This window comes from Bradyrhizobium sp. P5_C11_2 (genome assembly GCF_054049755.1).
Genome location: NZ_JBFULT010000112.1, coordinates 1 through 15,241, shown reverse-complemented (window position 1 = coordinate 15,241; position 15,241 = coordinate 1). Strand labels below are relative to the sequence as shown.

General features: G+C 67.3%; 16 protein-coding genes. 9 read left to right on the top strand and 7 right to left on the bottom strand.

What is annotated here, in order from left to right:
- Positions 1-20 precede the first annotated feature (20 nt).
- Complete coding sequence (locus ACXJL8_RS13755; RefSeq protein WP_456685110.1) at positions 21-836, top strand: L,D-transpeptidase family protein; 816 nt, start codon at positions 21-23, stop codon at positions 834-836.
- Between the two features lie 116 nt (positions 837-952).
- Here ACXJL8_RS13755 and ACXJL8_RS13750 read toward each other — a convergent pair whose 3' ends face one another.
- The 6 genes from ACXJL8_RS13750 to ACXJL8_RS13725 form a co-directional block, all read right to left on the bottom strand.
- The gene (locus ACXJL8_RS13750) at positions 953-1,822 is read right to left on the bottom strand and encodes a DUF2076 domain-containing protein (protein ID WP_456685109.1); all 870 of its coding nucleotides are present in this window, start codon (positions 1,820-1,822) and stop codon (positions 953-955) included.
- A gap of 124 nt (positions 1,823-1,946) precedes the next feature.
- Positions 1,947-2,792: a ChbG/HpnK family deacetylase gene (locus tag ACXJL8_RS13745; protein WP_456617522.1), complete on the bottom strand. Its 846-nt coding sequence runs from the start codon at positions 2,790-2,792 to the stop codon at positions 1,947-1,949.
- Positions 2,789-3,835, bottom strand: a complete 1,047-nt coding sequence (locus tag ACXJL8_RS13740; protein WP_456617523.1) for a glycosyltransferase family 2 protein — start codon at positions 3,833-3,835, stop codon at positions 2,789-2,791. The genes ACXJL8_RS13745 and ACXJL8_RS13740 overlap by 4 nt, the downstream gene beginning before the upstream one ends.
- 86 nt (positions 3,836-3,921) lie before the next feature.
- The gene (gene hisG, locus ACXJL8_RS13735) at positions 3,922-4,899 is read right to left on the bottom strand and encodes an ATP phosphoribosyltransferase (protein WP_456617524.1); all 978 of its coding nucleotides are present in this window, start codon (positions 4,897-4,899) and stop codon (positions 3,922-3,924) included.
- Positions 4,896-6,050 (bottom strand): ATP phosphoribosyltransferase regulatory subunit, encoded by a 1,155-nt coding sequence (locus ACXJL8_RS13730; protein WP_456617525.1) that lies wholly within the window; start codon positions 6,048-6,050, stop codon positions 4,896-4,898. Before ACXJL8_RS13730 ends, hisG begins: the two co-directional genes overlap by 4 nt.
- A gap of 125 nt (positions 6,051-6,175) precedes the next feature.
- Positions 6,176-6,931: a 16S rRNA (uracil(1498)-N(3))-methyltransferase gene (locus ACXJL8_RS13725; RefSeq protein WP_456617526.1), complete on the bottom strand. Its 756-nt coding sequence runs from the start codon at positions 6,929-6,931 to the stop codon at positions 6,176-6,178.
- Positions 6,932-7,140: 209 nt separating this feature from the next.
- Between ACXJL8_RS13725 and ACXJL8_RS13720 the strand changes: the two genes are divergently transcribed.
- Together ACXJL8_RS13720 and ubiA are read left to right on the top strand one after the other, a co-directional pair.
- The gene (locus ACXJL8_RS13720; protein WP_456617527.1) at positions 7,141-7,800 is read left to right on the top strand and encodes a hypothetical protein; all 660 of its coding nucleotides are present in this window, start codon (positions 7,141-7,143) and stop codon (positions 7,798-7,800) included.
- Positions 7,797-8,729, top strand: a complete 933-nt coding sequence (gene ubiA / locus ACXJL8_RS13715; RefSeq protein WP_456685108.1) for a 4-hydroxybenzoate octaprenyltransferase — start codon at positions 7,797-7,799, stop codon at positions 8,727-8,729. Before ACXJL8_RS13720 ends, ubiA begins: the two co-directional genes overlap by 4 nt.
- 103 nt (positions 8,730-8,832) lie before the next feature.
- On the opposite strand, the gene ACXJL8_RS13710 is transcribed toward ubiA, so the two are convergent.
- Positions 8,833-9,351: a DUF6101 family protein gene (locus ACXJL8_RS13710; RefSeq protein ID WP_456617529.1), complete on the bottom strand. Its 519-nt coding sequence runs from the start codon at positions 9,349-9,351 to the stop codon at positions 8,833-8,835.
- Positions 9,352-9,627: 276 nt separating this feature from the next.
- Between ACXJL8_RS13710 and ACXJL8_RS13705 the strand changes: the two genes are divergently transcribed.
- From ACXJL8_RS13705 to lpxK, 6 genes are read left to right on the top strand one after another with little or no spacing between them, the layout of a single operon-like run.
- A complete protein-coding gene (locus ACXJL8_RS13705) occupies positions 9,628-11,025 on the top strand; it encodes a TldD/PmbA family protein (protein WP_456685107.1) in 1,398 nt (465 codons plus the stop codon).
- Entirely contained in the window at positions 11,012-11,821 is an 810-nt protein-coding gene (locus tag ACXJL8_RS13700) for a 3'(2'),5'-bisphosphate nucleotidase CysQ (RefSeq protein ID WP_456617531.1), read from the top strand. The genes ACXJL8_RS13705 and ACXJL8_RS13700 overlap by 14 nt, the downstream gene beginning before the upstream one ends.
- Before the next feature lie 60 nt (positions 11,822-11,881).
- The gene (locus ACXJL8_RS13695) at positions 11,882-12,130 is read left to right on the top strand and encodes a DUF4170 domain-containing protein (protein ID WP_456617532.1); all 249 of its coding nucleotides are present in this window, start codon (positions 11,882-11,884) and stop codon (positions 12,128-12,130) included.
- On the top strand, positions 12,127-12,840 hold the full coding sequence (locus ACXJL8_RS13690) for a lysophospholipid acyltransferase family protein (RefSeq protein WP_456617533.1): 714 nt from the start codon (positions 12,127-12,129) through the stop codon (positions 12,838-12,840). Before ACXJL8_RS13695 ends, ACXJL8_RS13690 begins: the two co-directional genes overlap by 4 nt.
- Positions 12,803-14,149, top strand: coding sequence for a 3-deoxy-D-manno-octulosonic acid transferase (locus ACXJL8_RS13685; RefSeq protein ID WP_456617534.1), 1,347 nt, complete (start codon positions 12,803-12,805; stop codon positions 14,147-14,149). Before ACXJL8_RS13690 ends, ACXJL8_RS13685 begins: the two co-directional genes overlap by 38 nt.
- Positions 14,142-15,158, top strand: coding sequence for a tetraacyldisaccharide 4'-kinase (lpxK, locus tag ACXJL8_RS13680; RefSeq protein ID WP_456685106.1), 1,017 nt, complete (start codon positions 14,142-14,144; stop codon positions 15,156-15,158). Before ACXJL8_RS13685 ends, lpxK begins: the two co-directional genes overlap by 8 nt.
- Positions 15,159-15,241 lie beyond the last annotated feature (83 nt).

The window sequence follows — 15,241 nt, the reverse complement described above, 5'->3', positions numbered from 1 at the left end:
AAACAGTACAGAGTACGTCGATGTTCAAGAAAATGTCTGTCGCGCTGCTCGGCAGCGCTTGCACCTTCATTGCCGGCGCCGATCGCGCCAGCGCCTTCGACAATACGGTGCCGAATGATCCGCCCGCGGTGCTCTACCAGCCGCAGGTGCCGTCGGCGCCGGTGCGCGTCGCCTCCAACGCGAACATGGGCGGCGGCTTCATCGAGTTCCTGTTCGGGGACGGGCCCGGCCGCGGCCCGGCCTATGCTCCGCCGCAGTCTGCGTATCAGCAGCAGCCTGGCTACTACGACCAGCGCCGCCTGCCGCCGCTGGGCGAGCCGCAGATGCAAAGTGGATATCAGCAAGGCGCAGGTCTTCAGCAGGAGGCGGTCGATCCGCGCCAGCGTCAGTTCGATCCGCGATTCGAGAAGCAACTCGTTGACTATAGCGGCAAGGAAAGCGCCGGCACCGTCGTGGTCGATACCCCGAACAAGTTCCTCTATCTCGTCGAGGGCAACGGCAAGGCGATGCRCTACGGCATCGGCGTCGGTCGTCCCGGCTTCACCTGGTCCGGCGTGAAGTCGATCACGGCCAAGCGCGAATGGCCGGATTGGACGCCGCCGGCGGAAATGATCGCGCGGCGCCCCGATCTGCCGCGGCACATGGAAGGCGGCCCGGAAAATCCGCTCGGCGCGCGCGCCATGTATCTGGGCTCGACCCTGTATCGTATCCACGGCTCCAACGAGCCCTGGACCATCGGCACCAACGTCTCCTCCGGCTGCATCCGCATGCGCAACGAGGACGTCATCGACCTCTACGGCCGCGTCAATGTCGGCACCAGGGTTGTGGTGATGTGAGGCGCTGTCTTCCCCTCTCTCCCGCAAGGGGAGAAGGGAAGAGTTCTGAGCAAGACGCCTTAAATAAACGGCCGCCTTTTAGGCGGCCGTTCTTGTTAGCAATGCTGCGAGCAGCCTTACGCGTAATCGCTCCCGCCATCGTCGCCGCCGCCGAAATCGCTGTCGTCGGCCACGTCAAAATTGTCGTCGTGATCGTCGTCGTCGTTCTGATCGTCGTTATTCCGATCGTCGTTCGACGCCTGATCCGCGAAGCCCTGGCGCGAGGCGTCGCCGCGGTCGCCTTTGGAGCCGATGTCGTTGAGGCCGGCATCGCGGGCGAGCGAGCCGCCGGACTGGTCGCTGCCGCCCCACGGGCTGCCGCCGCTGCCGCCGAAGGCACTGCTGTCGCCAAAAGCCTGATGCGATCCACCGCCCATCATGCCGCGGATGCTCGAGAGCAGCAGCGAGCCGCCGACGACACCGGCCGCGGYCGCCGCGGCCGTGCCGAGGAAGGAGCCGCCGCCGCTACCGACCGGCGGGGCGCCGTAACCTTGCCCATAACCTTGCCCTTGGCCGGGACCTTGGCCCTGGCCGGGAGCCTGCCCGTAAGGCGGCTGGCCGTAACCCGGTTGGCCGTAGCCCGGCTGGGTCTGCTGCATCGCCTGGCCGCTGTTCCAGACCGGCCGCGCGTCGCGGGGCGGCACGTTCGGAACCGAGCCGCGCGACGGGCTCGACCCGAACAGACTCTCGCGCATGGTGTCGAGGAAGCCGCCGGACTGGGCCTGTTCCGGCGCATGGGCCGCTTCCAGCTCCTGGATGCGGGCATGGGCGCGCTTCAGCGCCTCGTCCTGCAACAGCACGGTCTGCACCAGCGCATAGACCGCACCGGGCGCCTTGCGCAGTCCGTCGGAGATCGCGGCGATCGCGTCGGGATCGCGCGGTGCACTTTCCAGTTTCGAAAGCCGGTCGAAAAGCTCGTCGACGAGTTGGCGTTCCTGCGGGTTCATGATCAATCTCCTTCGCGCAAAACCAAGCGCGCAGAGGATGTAGGGTTCCATTGTGGCCCCAACAGTGCCCGCCGGATTAAATTTCCGTATGCGACAAGCTGTCGTGGGCTGGCTTTCGCCGGTTTCATCCCAATGTCACGTTGCTGGCCGCCAGCAGGCGCGCGAATTCATCGCTCGCGAGATAGGCGTGCTCGCGCTCGCGCACGTCGGTCATCGGATCGAGGCCGGTGAGGACGTCGTCGACGAAGCCGGGATGGCACATCACGAGGCCGCCATCCGGCAGGCCTTCGAAGAATTGCCGCATCAGCGCGCCGAAATCGGCTGCGCGCGTGAAGTCATAGGCGCCGGCGAAACCGGGATTGAACGCAAGGCCCGCGCTGCCGGCGCGGCGGCGGAATTGCGCGCTGAGAATGTCGAGCACCAGCGCCTTCGGCGAGGCCAGTCGCTGCGCCAGCGGCAGGTCGCGGCCGCCCTGGCGAACCCAGGCTTTTGGCGCGGCCTCGCTGACCGCATCGACAAAGCCGTCGCGCACCTGCGGAAACAGCTGCACATGCTGATGGCCGTCGACGAAGTCGGGGGCGCGGCCGAAGGCTTCCGCGAAGGCCGCCAGCTGCGCCTTCACCTCGTTGCGAAAGAATTCGCGGTCGAGCCGCCGCGCAAGTCCCGCGCGTAGCAGTTTCGGAAAGGCCAGGAACATGTCACCGTCGAGCGGGCGGAAATGCATGGTGAGCGGCCGGAACGGTGCCGACAGCGTCACGTGCAGTCCGATCGCGCAGCGCGGGTTCGTCTTCGCCGCGGCCTGGAGCGCGTCGATCTCGCTGCGGTTGATCGCGGGGCCGACCATCATCACCGAGGTGGCGTTGAGGCGGCCGCGTTCGATCAGGTCGCGGATGGCGCGGTTGACGCCCGGGCTGATGCCGTAATCGTCGGCGCAGAGCCAGATCCGCCGCGGCGCCGCCGCCGCGCTCATTCGGCCGCCGTCCTCTTCGAGATGTCGTCGGCCTTGTCGGTCTCGAAATGCTTTTCGCTGTGCTCGGCGACGAAGTAGATCGGGCGCGCCTTCAGCTCGGAAAGGATCTTGCCGATATATTCGCCGACGATGCCGATCATGATGAGCTGCACGCCGCCGATCGTCATCAGGCCGATCACGAGCGAGGGATAGCCGGGCACCTGCTTGCCGGTGGTCCACACCTCCCAAAGGATCGACAGGCCGAACAGGAAGGCGCCGCCGGCCAGGATCACGCCGAGCAGGCTGGCAAAGCGCAGCGGCGCCACCGAGAACGAGGTCAGGCCTTCGATCGAAAGACCAAGCAGACGCGCGGCGCTGAAGGTGGTCACGCCATGGATGCGCGGCGCCGGCTCGTAGTCGACGCGGATCTGGCGGAAGCCGATCCAGCTCGCCAGCCCCTTGAAGAAGCGGTTGCGCTCCGGCAGCTGCCGGAGTGCGGCGACGGCGCGCGGTGACAGCAGGCGGAAGTCGCCGGCGTCTTCCGGGATCTTCTGCCGCGCACCCCAGTTGATCAGCGCGTAGAAGCCGTGCACTGCGAGCCGTCGCAGGAAGGTCTCGTTGTCGCGATGCGCCTTGGCGGTATAGACGACGTCATAGCCGTCATCGATCCAGTGCCGCACCAGCTGCTCGACCAGGGCCGGCGGATGCTGGCCGTCGCCGTCCATGAACATCACGGCGCCGAGCCGGGCGTGGTCGAGGCCGGCCATCAGCGCCGCCTCCTTGCCGAAATTGCGCGACAGCGAAACCACCTGGACGTCGACCGTGTCGGCCGGCAGGCCGCGTGCGATTGTCAGCGTCGCGTCCGCRCTGCCGTCGTCGACATAGACGACCTCGCAGGCCAGCCGGTAGCGCTGCCTCAGGGCCTTGGCGAGGTCGCAGATGCGCTGGTGCAGGGCGGCGAGGCCCGCCGCCTCGTTGTAGAGGGGGACGACAATCGACAGTCCCTTCGCCGCGGCGCCCGCCGCGCTGGTTGTCAGGCCGGAAACGTCAGAGCCCAGCGTCATCGATCAAGGTTCCAGAGGTGTTCAAGTGTTCTCAACAGCATATGGTAGCCGCCGATTGCTGTCGCTACGCTGAACGAACCTGAGGCTCACTGCCGCAGGAACGCCTCGAGCCTGGCGAACAGCGGGTTCTCCCGGTCGAACACGTAGTCGAGCGAGACCACCGAGACCGTCTCGGCGCCGTGGTCGCGCAGGAAACTCGCGAGTGCGTAGAGCTGGCCCGGCGGGCAGTGCAGCGTGAGCATGCCCGACGAGGTCGGCCCGCCGAACGGGGCCTCGACGCCGAAGCGCTCATGGGCTTCGGCGAGCAGGGCCGTATCGCACTGCCGGAAACGGGTGCGGACCTCGCGGTATTTGTTGGCCCGCGCCCGCGCCGCGATGTGATCGAGGATGACGCGCGCGGTCTCCCGCGCCTGTGGTGACCAGTCGGCCTCCTTCGAGGCGACCAGATTGGCCTGGCTGCGCAGGATCACCCCGTCGTCGAGCACCCTGAGGCCATTGGCGGCGAGCGTCGCGCCTGTCGTGGTGATGTCGACGATCAGCTCGGCGGCGCCGGCCGCCGGCGCGCCTTCGGTCGCGCCGGTGCTTTCGACGATGCGGTAGTCGGTGATGCCGTGGCCCTGGAAGAAGGCGCGGGTGAGGTTGATGAACTTGGTCGCGACCCGCATCCGCATGTGATGCTGCTCGCGAAAGCCGGTGGTGACGTCGTCGAGGTCGGCCATGGTGCGGACGTCGATCCAGGCCTGCGGCACCGCGACGACGACGTCGGCGTAGCCGAAGCCCAGCCCCTCGATCAGCGCGACGCGCTGGTCGGCGTCGGCAATGTTCTCGCGCACCAGATCTTCGCCGGTGACGCCGAGATGCGCCATGCCGCGGGACAATTGCGCGGCGATCTCGCTGGCCGAGAGATAGGCGACCTCGACATTGTCGAGGCCGGCAATCGTGCCGCGATAGTCGCGTGCGCCGCCGGCCTTCGACAGCTTGAGCCCGGCGCGGGCGAAAAACGCCTCGGCGTTTTCCTGAAGGCGGCCCTTGGAGGGAACGGCCAGAACGAACGGCGCGCTCATGATCTGAGCTCCTTGCGGCCGATCCGGGTCAACGCGTCGACCCAGACCGAGAAGCCGACGGCGGGAATCGGGTCGGGCGACCCGAGCTGGGTCATCAGCCCGTCATAGCGGCCGCCGGCGACCAGCGGCTCGGCGCCGTTGCCCCGGTGATGCAGCTCGAATTCGAAGCCGGTGTAGTAGTCGAGCCCGCGCCCGAACGCGGTCGAGAAGCGCGTCTGCTTCACGTCGAGGCCGCGCGCCGCCATGAAGCCGACCCGGCTCTCGAACTGGTCGATCGCGGCGGCAAGGTCGAGCCTTGCGTCGGCGGTGAGCGCGCGCAGCTCGGCGATCGCGTCGTCCGGATTGCCCGATATCGACAGGAAGCGCTTGAGCACGGCAAGCGCCTCGCGCGGCAGCGCGCCGCCCTTCAGCGTCGATTGTTCGAGGAAGCGGTCGGCGATCTCGGCCGTGGTGCGGCCGCCGACATTGGTGGTGCCGGCGATCGACATCAAATCGGTGACGAAGGCGAGCGCCGCCTTGCGGTCGGAGCCGGCGAGCGCCGCCAGCACGCCCTCATATTCGCTGCGGGTGGCGGTGGCCGCGCGCGCCAGCCGCTCGAGATCCTGCTCCAGGCTGATCTTGCGGTTGAAATCCTTGATCAGGCGGCGGCGCCAGACCGGGTAGAGGTCGAGCGCATCGAGCAGCGCGTTGAACAGCGCCACGTCGCCGGTACGGATCTCGACGTCGCGCACGCCGAAGGCGGCGGTCGCCTCCAGCGCCAGCGCCAGCATCTCGGCATCCGCCGCGGCACGGTCCTGGCGGCCGAACGATTCGATGCCGGCCTGGAGGAATTCGCTGGGCTGACCGCTGCGGTAGCGGAATACCGGGCCGAGATAGCTGAACCCGGCCGGCTGGCCGGCGCGCCCCGAGGCGAGGTAGTCGCGCGCCACGGGTATGGTCAGGTCCGGGCGCAGGCAGAGCTCCTCGCCGGAGAGATCCGTCGTCAGATACAGGCTCTTGCGGATGTCCTCGCCGGAGAGGTCCAGGAACGGCTCGGCCGGTTGCAGGACGGCGGGCTCGGCCCTGACGTAACCGGCCTGCGCGAACGACAACAGCAGCGTATCCGCCCAGGCGGCGGAGCCGGCAGCATTTGAGGTGGCAGTCGCGGTCATGACGGGGTCCATCGCCCCGGGTGGAACCGGGCAGGAAAGGGAATTGGCGCAGCCCTTAGCATGGCCGGAAAACGGTTTCGACCTCCAAAGGATCAATCGCTTAACGGCCGGGCAACAGGGCGAGCCTAGGCGGTTGTGCCGCCCCAATCGCCCAGCACCGCCTGCACCAGCGCCAGCGCCGCGACTGCCGCGGTGTCGGCGCGCAGAATCCGCGGGCCCAGCGCCAGCCGCAGAATTTTGGGCTGCCGCAGCAGCAGCGCCCGTTCTTCCGCGGCAAAGCCGCCTTCAGGGCCGATCAGGACGTCGATGCCGTGCCCGGCCTCGCGTGCCTGCTGCAGGCTTTGGATGGGGTTTTCGACCTCGGCCGCCTCATCGCAGAACACCAGCAGCCGGTCGGCGGCGCGCTGGCTCAGGAAGCGCTCGAGGGGGACCGGCTCGGCCACCGTGGCGAGACTTAGAATTCCGCATTGCTCGGCCGCCTCGACGACATTGGCGCGCATCCGCTCGGTGTTGACGCGGGAGGCCTGGGTGAACCGGGTCTGGACCGGTTGCAGGGTGGCGGCGCCCATCTCGACGGCCTTCTGCACCACGTAGTCCAGCCGGGCATGCTTGAGCGGGGCAAAGATGTAGGCGACGTCCGGCAGCCGGTCCTGGGAACGGGCCTGCTGGAGGATCACCAGGCCGTCCGGCCGCTTGCGGCCTTCGATCGCGGCCTGCCATTCGCCGTCGCGGCCGTTGAAGGCCAGGACCTCGGCGCCGGCGGCAAGCCTCAGCACATTGCCGAGATAGTTACTCTGGTCACGGTCGAGCGCGACCCTGGCGTCCTGGGCAAGGGGGGCGTCGACAAACAGGCGGGGAGCGCGAAAATCGTAGGCGGGCATCGTTCAAAGGTCCGATTTGCCGCCGTTCTTAACCGAAAGCAGCCATTTCGGGGGCAAATATTGCCAAACTGGTGCGTCCCCGCGCCGCGCTCTTGCCCTATTCGACGGGTTGTTAAGGGCCGGCGGGAATCGTAAAAACGCGAACGCTGGTTGCGTTTCAATTGAGAAGACGCCGAACCCCGTAAGCTCCTGCCGGAGAGACTGCCTTGATGATCCGTCATTTGATGGTTCCGATCACTGCCGCCATGGTCACCATGGGCGCCGCGGGCGCCTATGCGCAGGGATTCCCCGCGCCGCTGCCCGGCCAGGCTTCCACCAGTTCCGCGTTTCCGCCCGTGAACGGCTCGGCGCCCGTCGCCTCCGTCGGCGGCGCGCCGCAATCGTCCTTCCCCGTCAACGGTGCCGCGCCCGTCGGTGGCGCCGGCGCGTTCAGTGCGGCCCCGCCGACGCAAGGTGGCCCCGGCGAGGACTGCATGAAGGCGTTCGTTCCGCTGCGCGAGGAGGCCGAGAAGCGCGGCAAGCTGATCAAGGCCGCGAGCGATCGTCACGCCCCGCCGGACGAGGCCTGCAAGCTGATCCGCAACTTCAGCCAGGCTGAAGTCAAGATGATCAAGTACATCGAGTCCAACGCCGCCAAATGCGGAATCCCGCCGCAGATCGGCGCGCAGATGAAGGACGGCCACAAGAATACCGAGGCCATGGCCACGAAGGTCTGCAACGTCGCGCAGCAGATGCAGAACCAGCCGCGCGGTCCGGCCGGCCCGTCGCTGAGCGAGGTGCTGGGTTCGGGCTCGGCGCCGGAGGCCAATGCCGGCAAGAAGGGCGGCAGCACCTTCGACACGCTCAACGGCAACGTCCTGACCCGATGAGCGATACATCCGCCCGCGTTGCCGATTCCACCGGCAACTGGGTCGATACGCTCGCGCCGCCATGGGCGCGGCCCTACTTGCGGCTCTCCCGCTTCGATCGTCCGATCGGCTCCTGGCTGCTGCTGATGCCGTGCTGGTGGTCGGCGGCGCTCGCCGCCGGCATGGCGCACGACGTCAGCCGCCTGCCCATCACCATCGTGCTGTTCTTCATCGGCGCTTTCCTGATGCGGGGGGCGGGCTGCACCTGGAACGACATCACCGACCGCGACCTCGACGCCAAGGTCGAGCGCACGCGGTCGCGGCCGCTGCCGTCAGGGCAGGTCAGCACCAGGCAGGCGCTGGCCTTCATGGTGGCGCAGGCGCTGACCGGCTTGCTGGTGCTGCTGCAATTCAACCGCTTCGCGATTGCGACCGGTATCGCCTCGCTCCTGATCGTCGCGATCTATCCTTTCATGAAGCGCATCACCTGGTGGCCGCAGATCGTGCTCGGGCTGGCCTTCTCCTGGGGCGCCTTGATGGGATTTGCCGTCACCTTCGGCCGCATCGACCTGACCGCGCTCGTGCTCTATGCCGGATCGATCGCCTGGGTGATCGGCTATGACACGATCTACGCGCATCAGGACGCCGAGGACGACGCGCTGATCGGCATCAAGTCCACCGCGCGCCTGTTCGGCGCCCACACGCACCAGGCGCTGATCCTGTTCTACGGGTTAGCTGTGATGCTGATCGGCGTCGCGCTGGCGTCAGGCGATGCGCGCTGGCCGGCCTGGCTCGGGCTTGCGGCCTTCGCCACGCATCTGGCGTGGCAGATCGCGCGGCTGAACATCAGCGACGGCGAGCTTTGCAAGCGCGTGTTCTATTCGAACAAGTATGCAGGCTTGCTGCTGTTTGCGGGATTGCTCGCGGACGCGGTGATGCGGGCGGCGTAGCTGTCGTAGGGTGGATTAGCGAAGCGTAATCCACCTCTCTCGTCGCCGCGGAAATGGAAGAGGTGGGTTACGCCTTCGGCTAACTCACCCTACGAGACCGCGCTCAATTCCGCGCGATGATCTCGCGCTCGGCGCGATGAACCGGCAGTTCGCGCGCCATGGCGGTGCGACGGCGCATCAGGAATTTCGGGCGGCGGGCGCGGATCGCGTTGCAGCGGCGGCGGCGGGCCGCGGGCTTGCGTGCACCTTCGTCGAGCTGCGGCAGCGCGAAGATCTCGCTCCAGGTCGCCCAGGCTTCAGCGAGCTCGTCGCCATCGGCGCCGATGAGCAGCGGAACGGAGAGCGAAGGGTCGCGATGGACGAGGACCAGGGTCTGCGCCTCGTCGTTGCCGCGCAGCGCGACGCCGGTGAAGTCGCTGACGCGCACATTGATCGCCATCTGCATGCCGCGGACGGCACGGCGCAGCACCACGCGTTCGCGATGAAGCTCGATCTGCCTTGTATATCCGTCGGCGCGCGGATCATGCGCATCGAAACGGACCGGAAGGGAAAGAGGGTCGAGCCGCAGGGAGCGGCTCGACCCGGCGGGGTTGGCCCCGCATGTTGCTGTTTGACGCCTCACGGCTTTAGTCTCCCCGCCAGGATTATGTTCCCGGTCGATGCGAGGACCTTAGCGCGGCAGCTCGCGAAACCGCTTAAAAAGGCTGGTTAACCCACCGTCACCGCCGCWCATGATTGACAAGACCTTGGCGCGCATGATTGACGAGACGTTGCGCGCGGCTTGCGAATCTGAGCTTTTTGCAAGCGGAAAACGCTTGAAGTCCGCACCAATTGGGCACATCTGGTGTCGAGGGCCGGTATCGCCCCGAAACCTCCCGCCCCGAACAGGATTTCGTTTGTGAACCCTTCACCATCCGCAAGCTCGACGCTTTCGTCCAAAGCCAACCGCGACCTGTTCGACCAGTCCGCGCTGTCCGATCTGGCACAGCGGCTGGTCGAGGCGGCCAAGCGCGCCGGTGCCGATGCGGCCGATGCGGTCGCGGTGCGCGGCATCTCGCAAGGCGTCGAGGTGCGCGACGGGCGCGTCGAGGAATCCGAGCGGTCGGAGGGCGACGATGTCGGCCTGCGCGTGCTGGTCGGCCAGCGCCAGGCGGTGGTCTCGACCAACGACGCCAGCGGCGATGCCGTGACCAAGCTCGCCGAGCGCGCCGTTGCGATGGCGCGGGTTGCGCCCGACGACAAATATGTCGGGCTTGCCGATCCCGCGCTGCTCGCGCGCGATTTCCCCGATCTCGATCTGCTCGATCCCGACGTGCCGGCCACCACCGAGCTCGAGCGCCGCGCGCTCGAAGCCGAGGCTGCCGCGCTCGGCGTGAAGGGCGTGACCAAATCCGGCGGCGCCTCGGCCTCCGCCGGCATGGGCGGCATGGTGCTGGTGACCAGCACCGGCTTCCACGGTTCCTATCTGCGCTCGAGCCAGGGCATCTCGGCGACCGCGATATCGGGCGAAGGCACCGGCATGGAGCGCGACTACGACTTCACCTCGGCGCCGCATGGCGCGGATCTGCTGTCGCCCGACATCGTCGGCCGCTCCGCCGGCGAGCGCACCGTGGCGCGCGCCAATCCGCGCAAGGTCGAGACCTGCAAGGTGCCCGTCGTGTTCGATCCGCGCGTCGCGGGCTCGCTGGTCGGCCACGTCGTCGGCGCCATCAACGGCGCCTCGATCGCGCGCAAGACCAGCTTCCTCAAGGACAAGCTCGGCCAGCAGCTGTTCGCGAAAAACATCCGCATCATCGACGATCCGCTGCGCAGGCGCGGCCTGCGCTCGCAGACCTTCGATGCCGAAGGCGTCGCGGTGAAGAAGATCGCGCTGATCGACGAAGGCGTGCTGACGACCTGGCTGCTCGACTGCGCCACCGCCCGCGAGCTCGGCATGACCACCACCGGCCACGCCCATCGCGGCGTCTCGTCCTCGCCGTCGCCCGGGCCGTACAATCTGCATCTCGAGGCCGGCACGCCGACGCCGGCAGAGCTGATCTCCGACATCAAGCAGGGCTTTTACGTCACCGACCTGATCGGCTCCGGCGTCAACGGCGTCACCGGCGACTACAGCCGCGGCGCCTCCGGCTTCTGGATCGAGAACGGCGAGCTGACCTATCCCGTGAGCGAGGTGACGATCGCGGGTCATCTGTTCGAGATCTTCAAAYCGATGCAGCCCGCGAACAATCTCGAATTCCGCTACGGCGTCAACGCGCCGACCGTGCGCATCGAGGGTTTGACGCTTGGCGGACGCTGACGCGAACGGGACTCTGCTGGTGCGCGATGCGGCGCTGCTGAAAGACACGGTGCGGGAGGCGGGCGCGCTCGCGCAGTCGATGTTCGGCACCGAGCTCAGGAAGTGGACCAAGGGCGCCTCCTCGCCGGTCTCGGAAGCCGACATCGCCGTCAACGACCTGCTTGAAGCGCGCCTTCGCGCCGCCACGCCGGACTATGGCTGGCTCTCGGAAGAGAGCGCCGACGACGAGACGCGGCTGTCGCGGCGGCTGACATGGGTGGTCGATCCGATCGACGGCACGCGCAACTATCTCAATGGCCACGACGAATGGTGCGTCAGCGTCGCGCTGGTCGAGGATGCCTCGCCGGTGCTGGCCGCGGTGTTCGCGCCGGCCAGCGACGAGTTCTTTTTCGCGATCCGGGGACAGGGCACGACGCTCAACGACGCAGCCGTGCGGGCGGCGCCCGGCGCCGCGCTCGACTTCTCCCGCGTCGCCGGCCCGAAGCCGCTGGTCGAGCGGCTCAATATGGCCGGCGGCGAGATCAAGCTGCATCCGCGAATCGGTTCGCTCGCGCTCCGGCTCTGCCGGGTCGCCCATGGCGCGCTGGATGCGGCTTTTGCGGGGGGCAACAGCCATGATTGGGACCTTGCGGCGGCCGATTTGATCGTGCAGGAAGCGGATGGTAGGATGAGCGACCTCTCCGGAGAACCCATCCTCTACAATCGCCGGGAAGTGGCGCACGGGGTGCTGGTGGCAGCGGGTCGCGATCGTCATGCGGGCATTGTCGCGCATTTTCGAAACCGCCCCTTGCCCTGAGCGCCTTCGCTGTGCTTGTCGAACACTGCTTTGCCGGGCAGCCCGTAAGGAAGAGAACCCATGCCAGATAGTGCCCCGCAACAATTGCTGCATCTCGTGATCGGTGGTGAGCTGCTGGATCTCGAGCACAACACCTTCAAGAATCTGGACGATGTCGAGATCGTCGGCCTCTATCCGAACTATGCGACGGCCCACGCCGCATGGCGGGCGAAGGCGCAGATGACGGTCGACAACGCGCAGATGCGCTATTTCATCGTCCATCTCCACCGGCTGCTCGATCCGAATCAAGAACCGAAGCCGGCGCGTTGAAAAAACTGCTTCGCAATACGCTGCGAAGCAGCTGGCTTCAGCGTGCCGTCGGGGTCCTGGCGGCCGAATATCTGCGTCTGGTCTGGCGGACCAACAAATTCACGTTCGATCCGCCGGATGTCTATGACATCGTCGAGCCGCAGATCCCCGCGATCTTCGCCTTCTGGCACGGCCAGCATTTCCTCACGCCCTTCATCAAGAACAAGGACTCCTACCGGGCCAAGGTCCTGATCTCCCGCCACCGCGACGGCGAGTTCAACGCCATCGCGGTGGAGCGACTCGGCATCGGCCTCATCCGCGGTTCCGGCGACCATGGCAGCGCCTTCCACCGCAAAGGTGGCGTCGGCGCCTTCAAGGAGATGGTGCGGACGCTGCAGGACGGTTGTAATGTCGCCCTGACCGCCGATGTCCCCAAGCGCGCGCGCGTGGCCGGGCTCGGCATCATCATGCTGGCACGGGAATCGGGGCGGCCGATCATGCCTTTCGCGATGGCGACCAGCCGCTTCATCCGGCTCAAGAACTGGGACCGCACCACCATTAATTTGCCATTCGGGCGGGGCGCATTGGTCGGCATCAAGGAAATCCATGTTCCGCCGGATGCCGACGCTGCGACCATGGAAGCGCTGCGGCTGGAGCTGGAACAGACGTTGAACGAGGCGACCCGCCGCGCCTATGCGCAACTCGGCCGCCCGGGACCTGAAGATGGCTAATTCGCTGCCCAAAGCGCTGCCGATGACGCTGCGGATGTATCAGCGCCTGGCCGCCGGCCTGGTGCCGCTCGCGCCTGCGTTGATCAAGCGGCGGCTGAAGCAGGGCAAGGAAGATCCCGCGCGCGTCGGCGAACGGCGCGGCCTCAGCCAGGATGTGCGGCCGCACGGCCCGCTGGTCTGGATCCACGGCGCCAGCGTCGGTGAGGTGCTGGCTGCGGCCGCGCTGATCGGGCGGCTGCGCGATCTCAACCTGCGTATTCTGCTCACCTCGGGCACGGTCACGTCGGCCGCCGTGGTCGCAAAACGCTTTCCGCCCGACGTCATCCATCAATACGTGCCCTACGACTCCCCGCGCTACGTCGCGCGCTTCCTCGACCATTGGAAGCCGTCGCTGGCGCTGTTCATCGAATCCGATTTGTGGCCGAACCTGATCCTGGCGGGCGCGACGCGCCGGGTGCCGATGGTGCTGATCAACGGGCGGATGTCGTCGCGCTCCTTCCCGCGCTGGCAGCGCATGCACGGCACGATCTCCGCGTTGCTGTCGCGGTTCGACATCTGCCTCGCGCAATCGAAGACCGACGCCGAGCGCTTTGCCGCGCTCGGTGGCCGCGACGTCGCCACCACGGGCAATCTCAAGCTCGACGTGCCGGCGCCGCCTGCCGATCCCGCCAAGCTCGAGCGGCTGATGGCGATGACGCGCGGGCGGCCGATCATCGTCGCCGCCTCGACCCATCCGGGCGAGGAGGAGATGCTGGTGGCGGCGCATCGCAGCCTCGCCGGCTTCTTTCCGCAGCTTCTGACCGTGATCGTGCCGCGCCATCCCGATCGCGGCTCCTCGATCGGCGGCTTGATCACGGCCTCGGGCCTGAAGCCGGCCTTGCGCTCGCGCGAGGAGCTGCCGTCGGCCGCGACCGACATCTATGTCGCCGACACCATGGGYGAGCTCGGCCTGTTCTACCGGCTCTCGCCGGTCGTGTTCATGGGCGGATCGCTGATCCGTCATGGCGGACAGAATCCGATTGAGGCGATCAAGCTCGGTGCGGCGATCATCCATGGCCCGCACGTCTTCAACTTCACCGACGTCTACGAGGCGCTCGATCAAAGCGGCGGGGCGCGCCAGGCCGAGACGCAGGAGCTGCTGATCAAGCAGCTCGGGCAGTTGCTGGCCGATCCGGTGGTGCGCGACACGATGCAGCGGTCAGGTGCGGGCGTGGTCGAGCAGCTCGGCGGCGCGCTGGAGCGGACCATGACCGCGCTCGAGCCGTACCTGATGCAGTTGCGGATCGAGATGGGAGCCGCCAATGCGTGAGCCGGCCTTCTGGTACCGGCCTCGCTCCTTCAAGTCGCATGCGTTACGGCCGCTGGGCGCGCTCTATGGCGCGATCACCGAACGGCGCATGCTGCGCGACGGCGTGGACGCCGGCATCCCCGTGATCTGCGTCGGCAACTACCATGTCGGCGGCGCCGGCAAGACGCCGACCGTGCTCGCGCTGACGAAGCTGTTGCGCGAGCTCGGCGAGACGCCGGTCGTGCTCAGCCGCGGCTATGGCGGGCGGCTGGAGGGCCCGGTGATGGTCGACCGCGAGCGCCACACCGCTTCCGACATCGGCGACGAGCCCCTGATGATGGTGCGCGACGTGCCGGTCGCGGTCGCGCGTGATCGGCTGGAGGGCGTGGCGCTGGCAAAGTCGCAGGGCGCGACCTTGATCCTGATGGATGACGGCTTCCAGAACCCGCGTCTGTTGAAGGACGCCTCGCTGATCGTGATCGACAGCGAGCGCGGCCTCGGCAACGGCAAGGTATTTCCCGCCGGCCCCCTGCGCGCGCCGCTGAAGGCGCAGCTCGCGCGCACCGACGCGCTGGTGCTGATCGGTGACGGCCATGCCGCGGACGATGTCGCGGCCGAGGTTGCGAAGCGTGCCAAACCGGTGCTGCGCGCGCGATTGAAGCCGGATGCGGCCGTGGTCGCTCAGCTGTTCGGCAAACGGGTTTTGGCCTTCGCCGGCATCGGCGATCCCGAGCGCTTTTTCCGCACCCTGCGCGCCAGCGGCATCGAGGTTGCGCGCACGCGTCCCTTTGCCGATCACCACATGTTCTCGCAGGCCGAGATCGCCGCGCTGGTGGCGGACGCACAGCGCGAGCAGCTCACGCTGGTGACGACGKAAAAGGATCTTGCGCGCCTGCGCGGCAACAAGGGCGTGCCGGACGGCATCGTGCCGTTCGCCGTCCAGCTCGAATTCGATGATCCGGCCGCGCTTCGGCACCTGATCAGCGATCATCTCTACAAGGCGCGCGAGCGGCGGTTCAGCAGGCGATGATCTCTACGGCGCTCACCATGCCCCAACGGCCATCAATCCGATAATCGTCAGGCACGAGATGCAAGCCGTCACGACAGTATAGC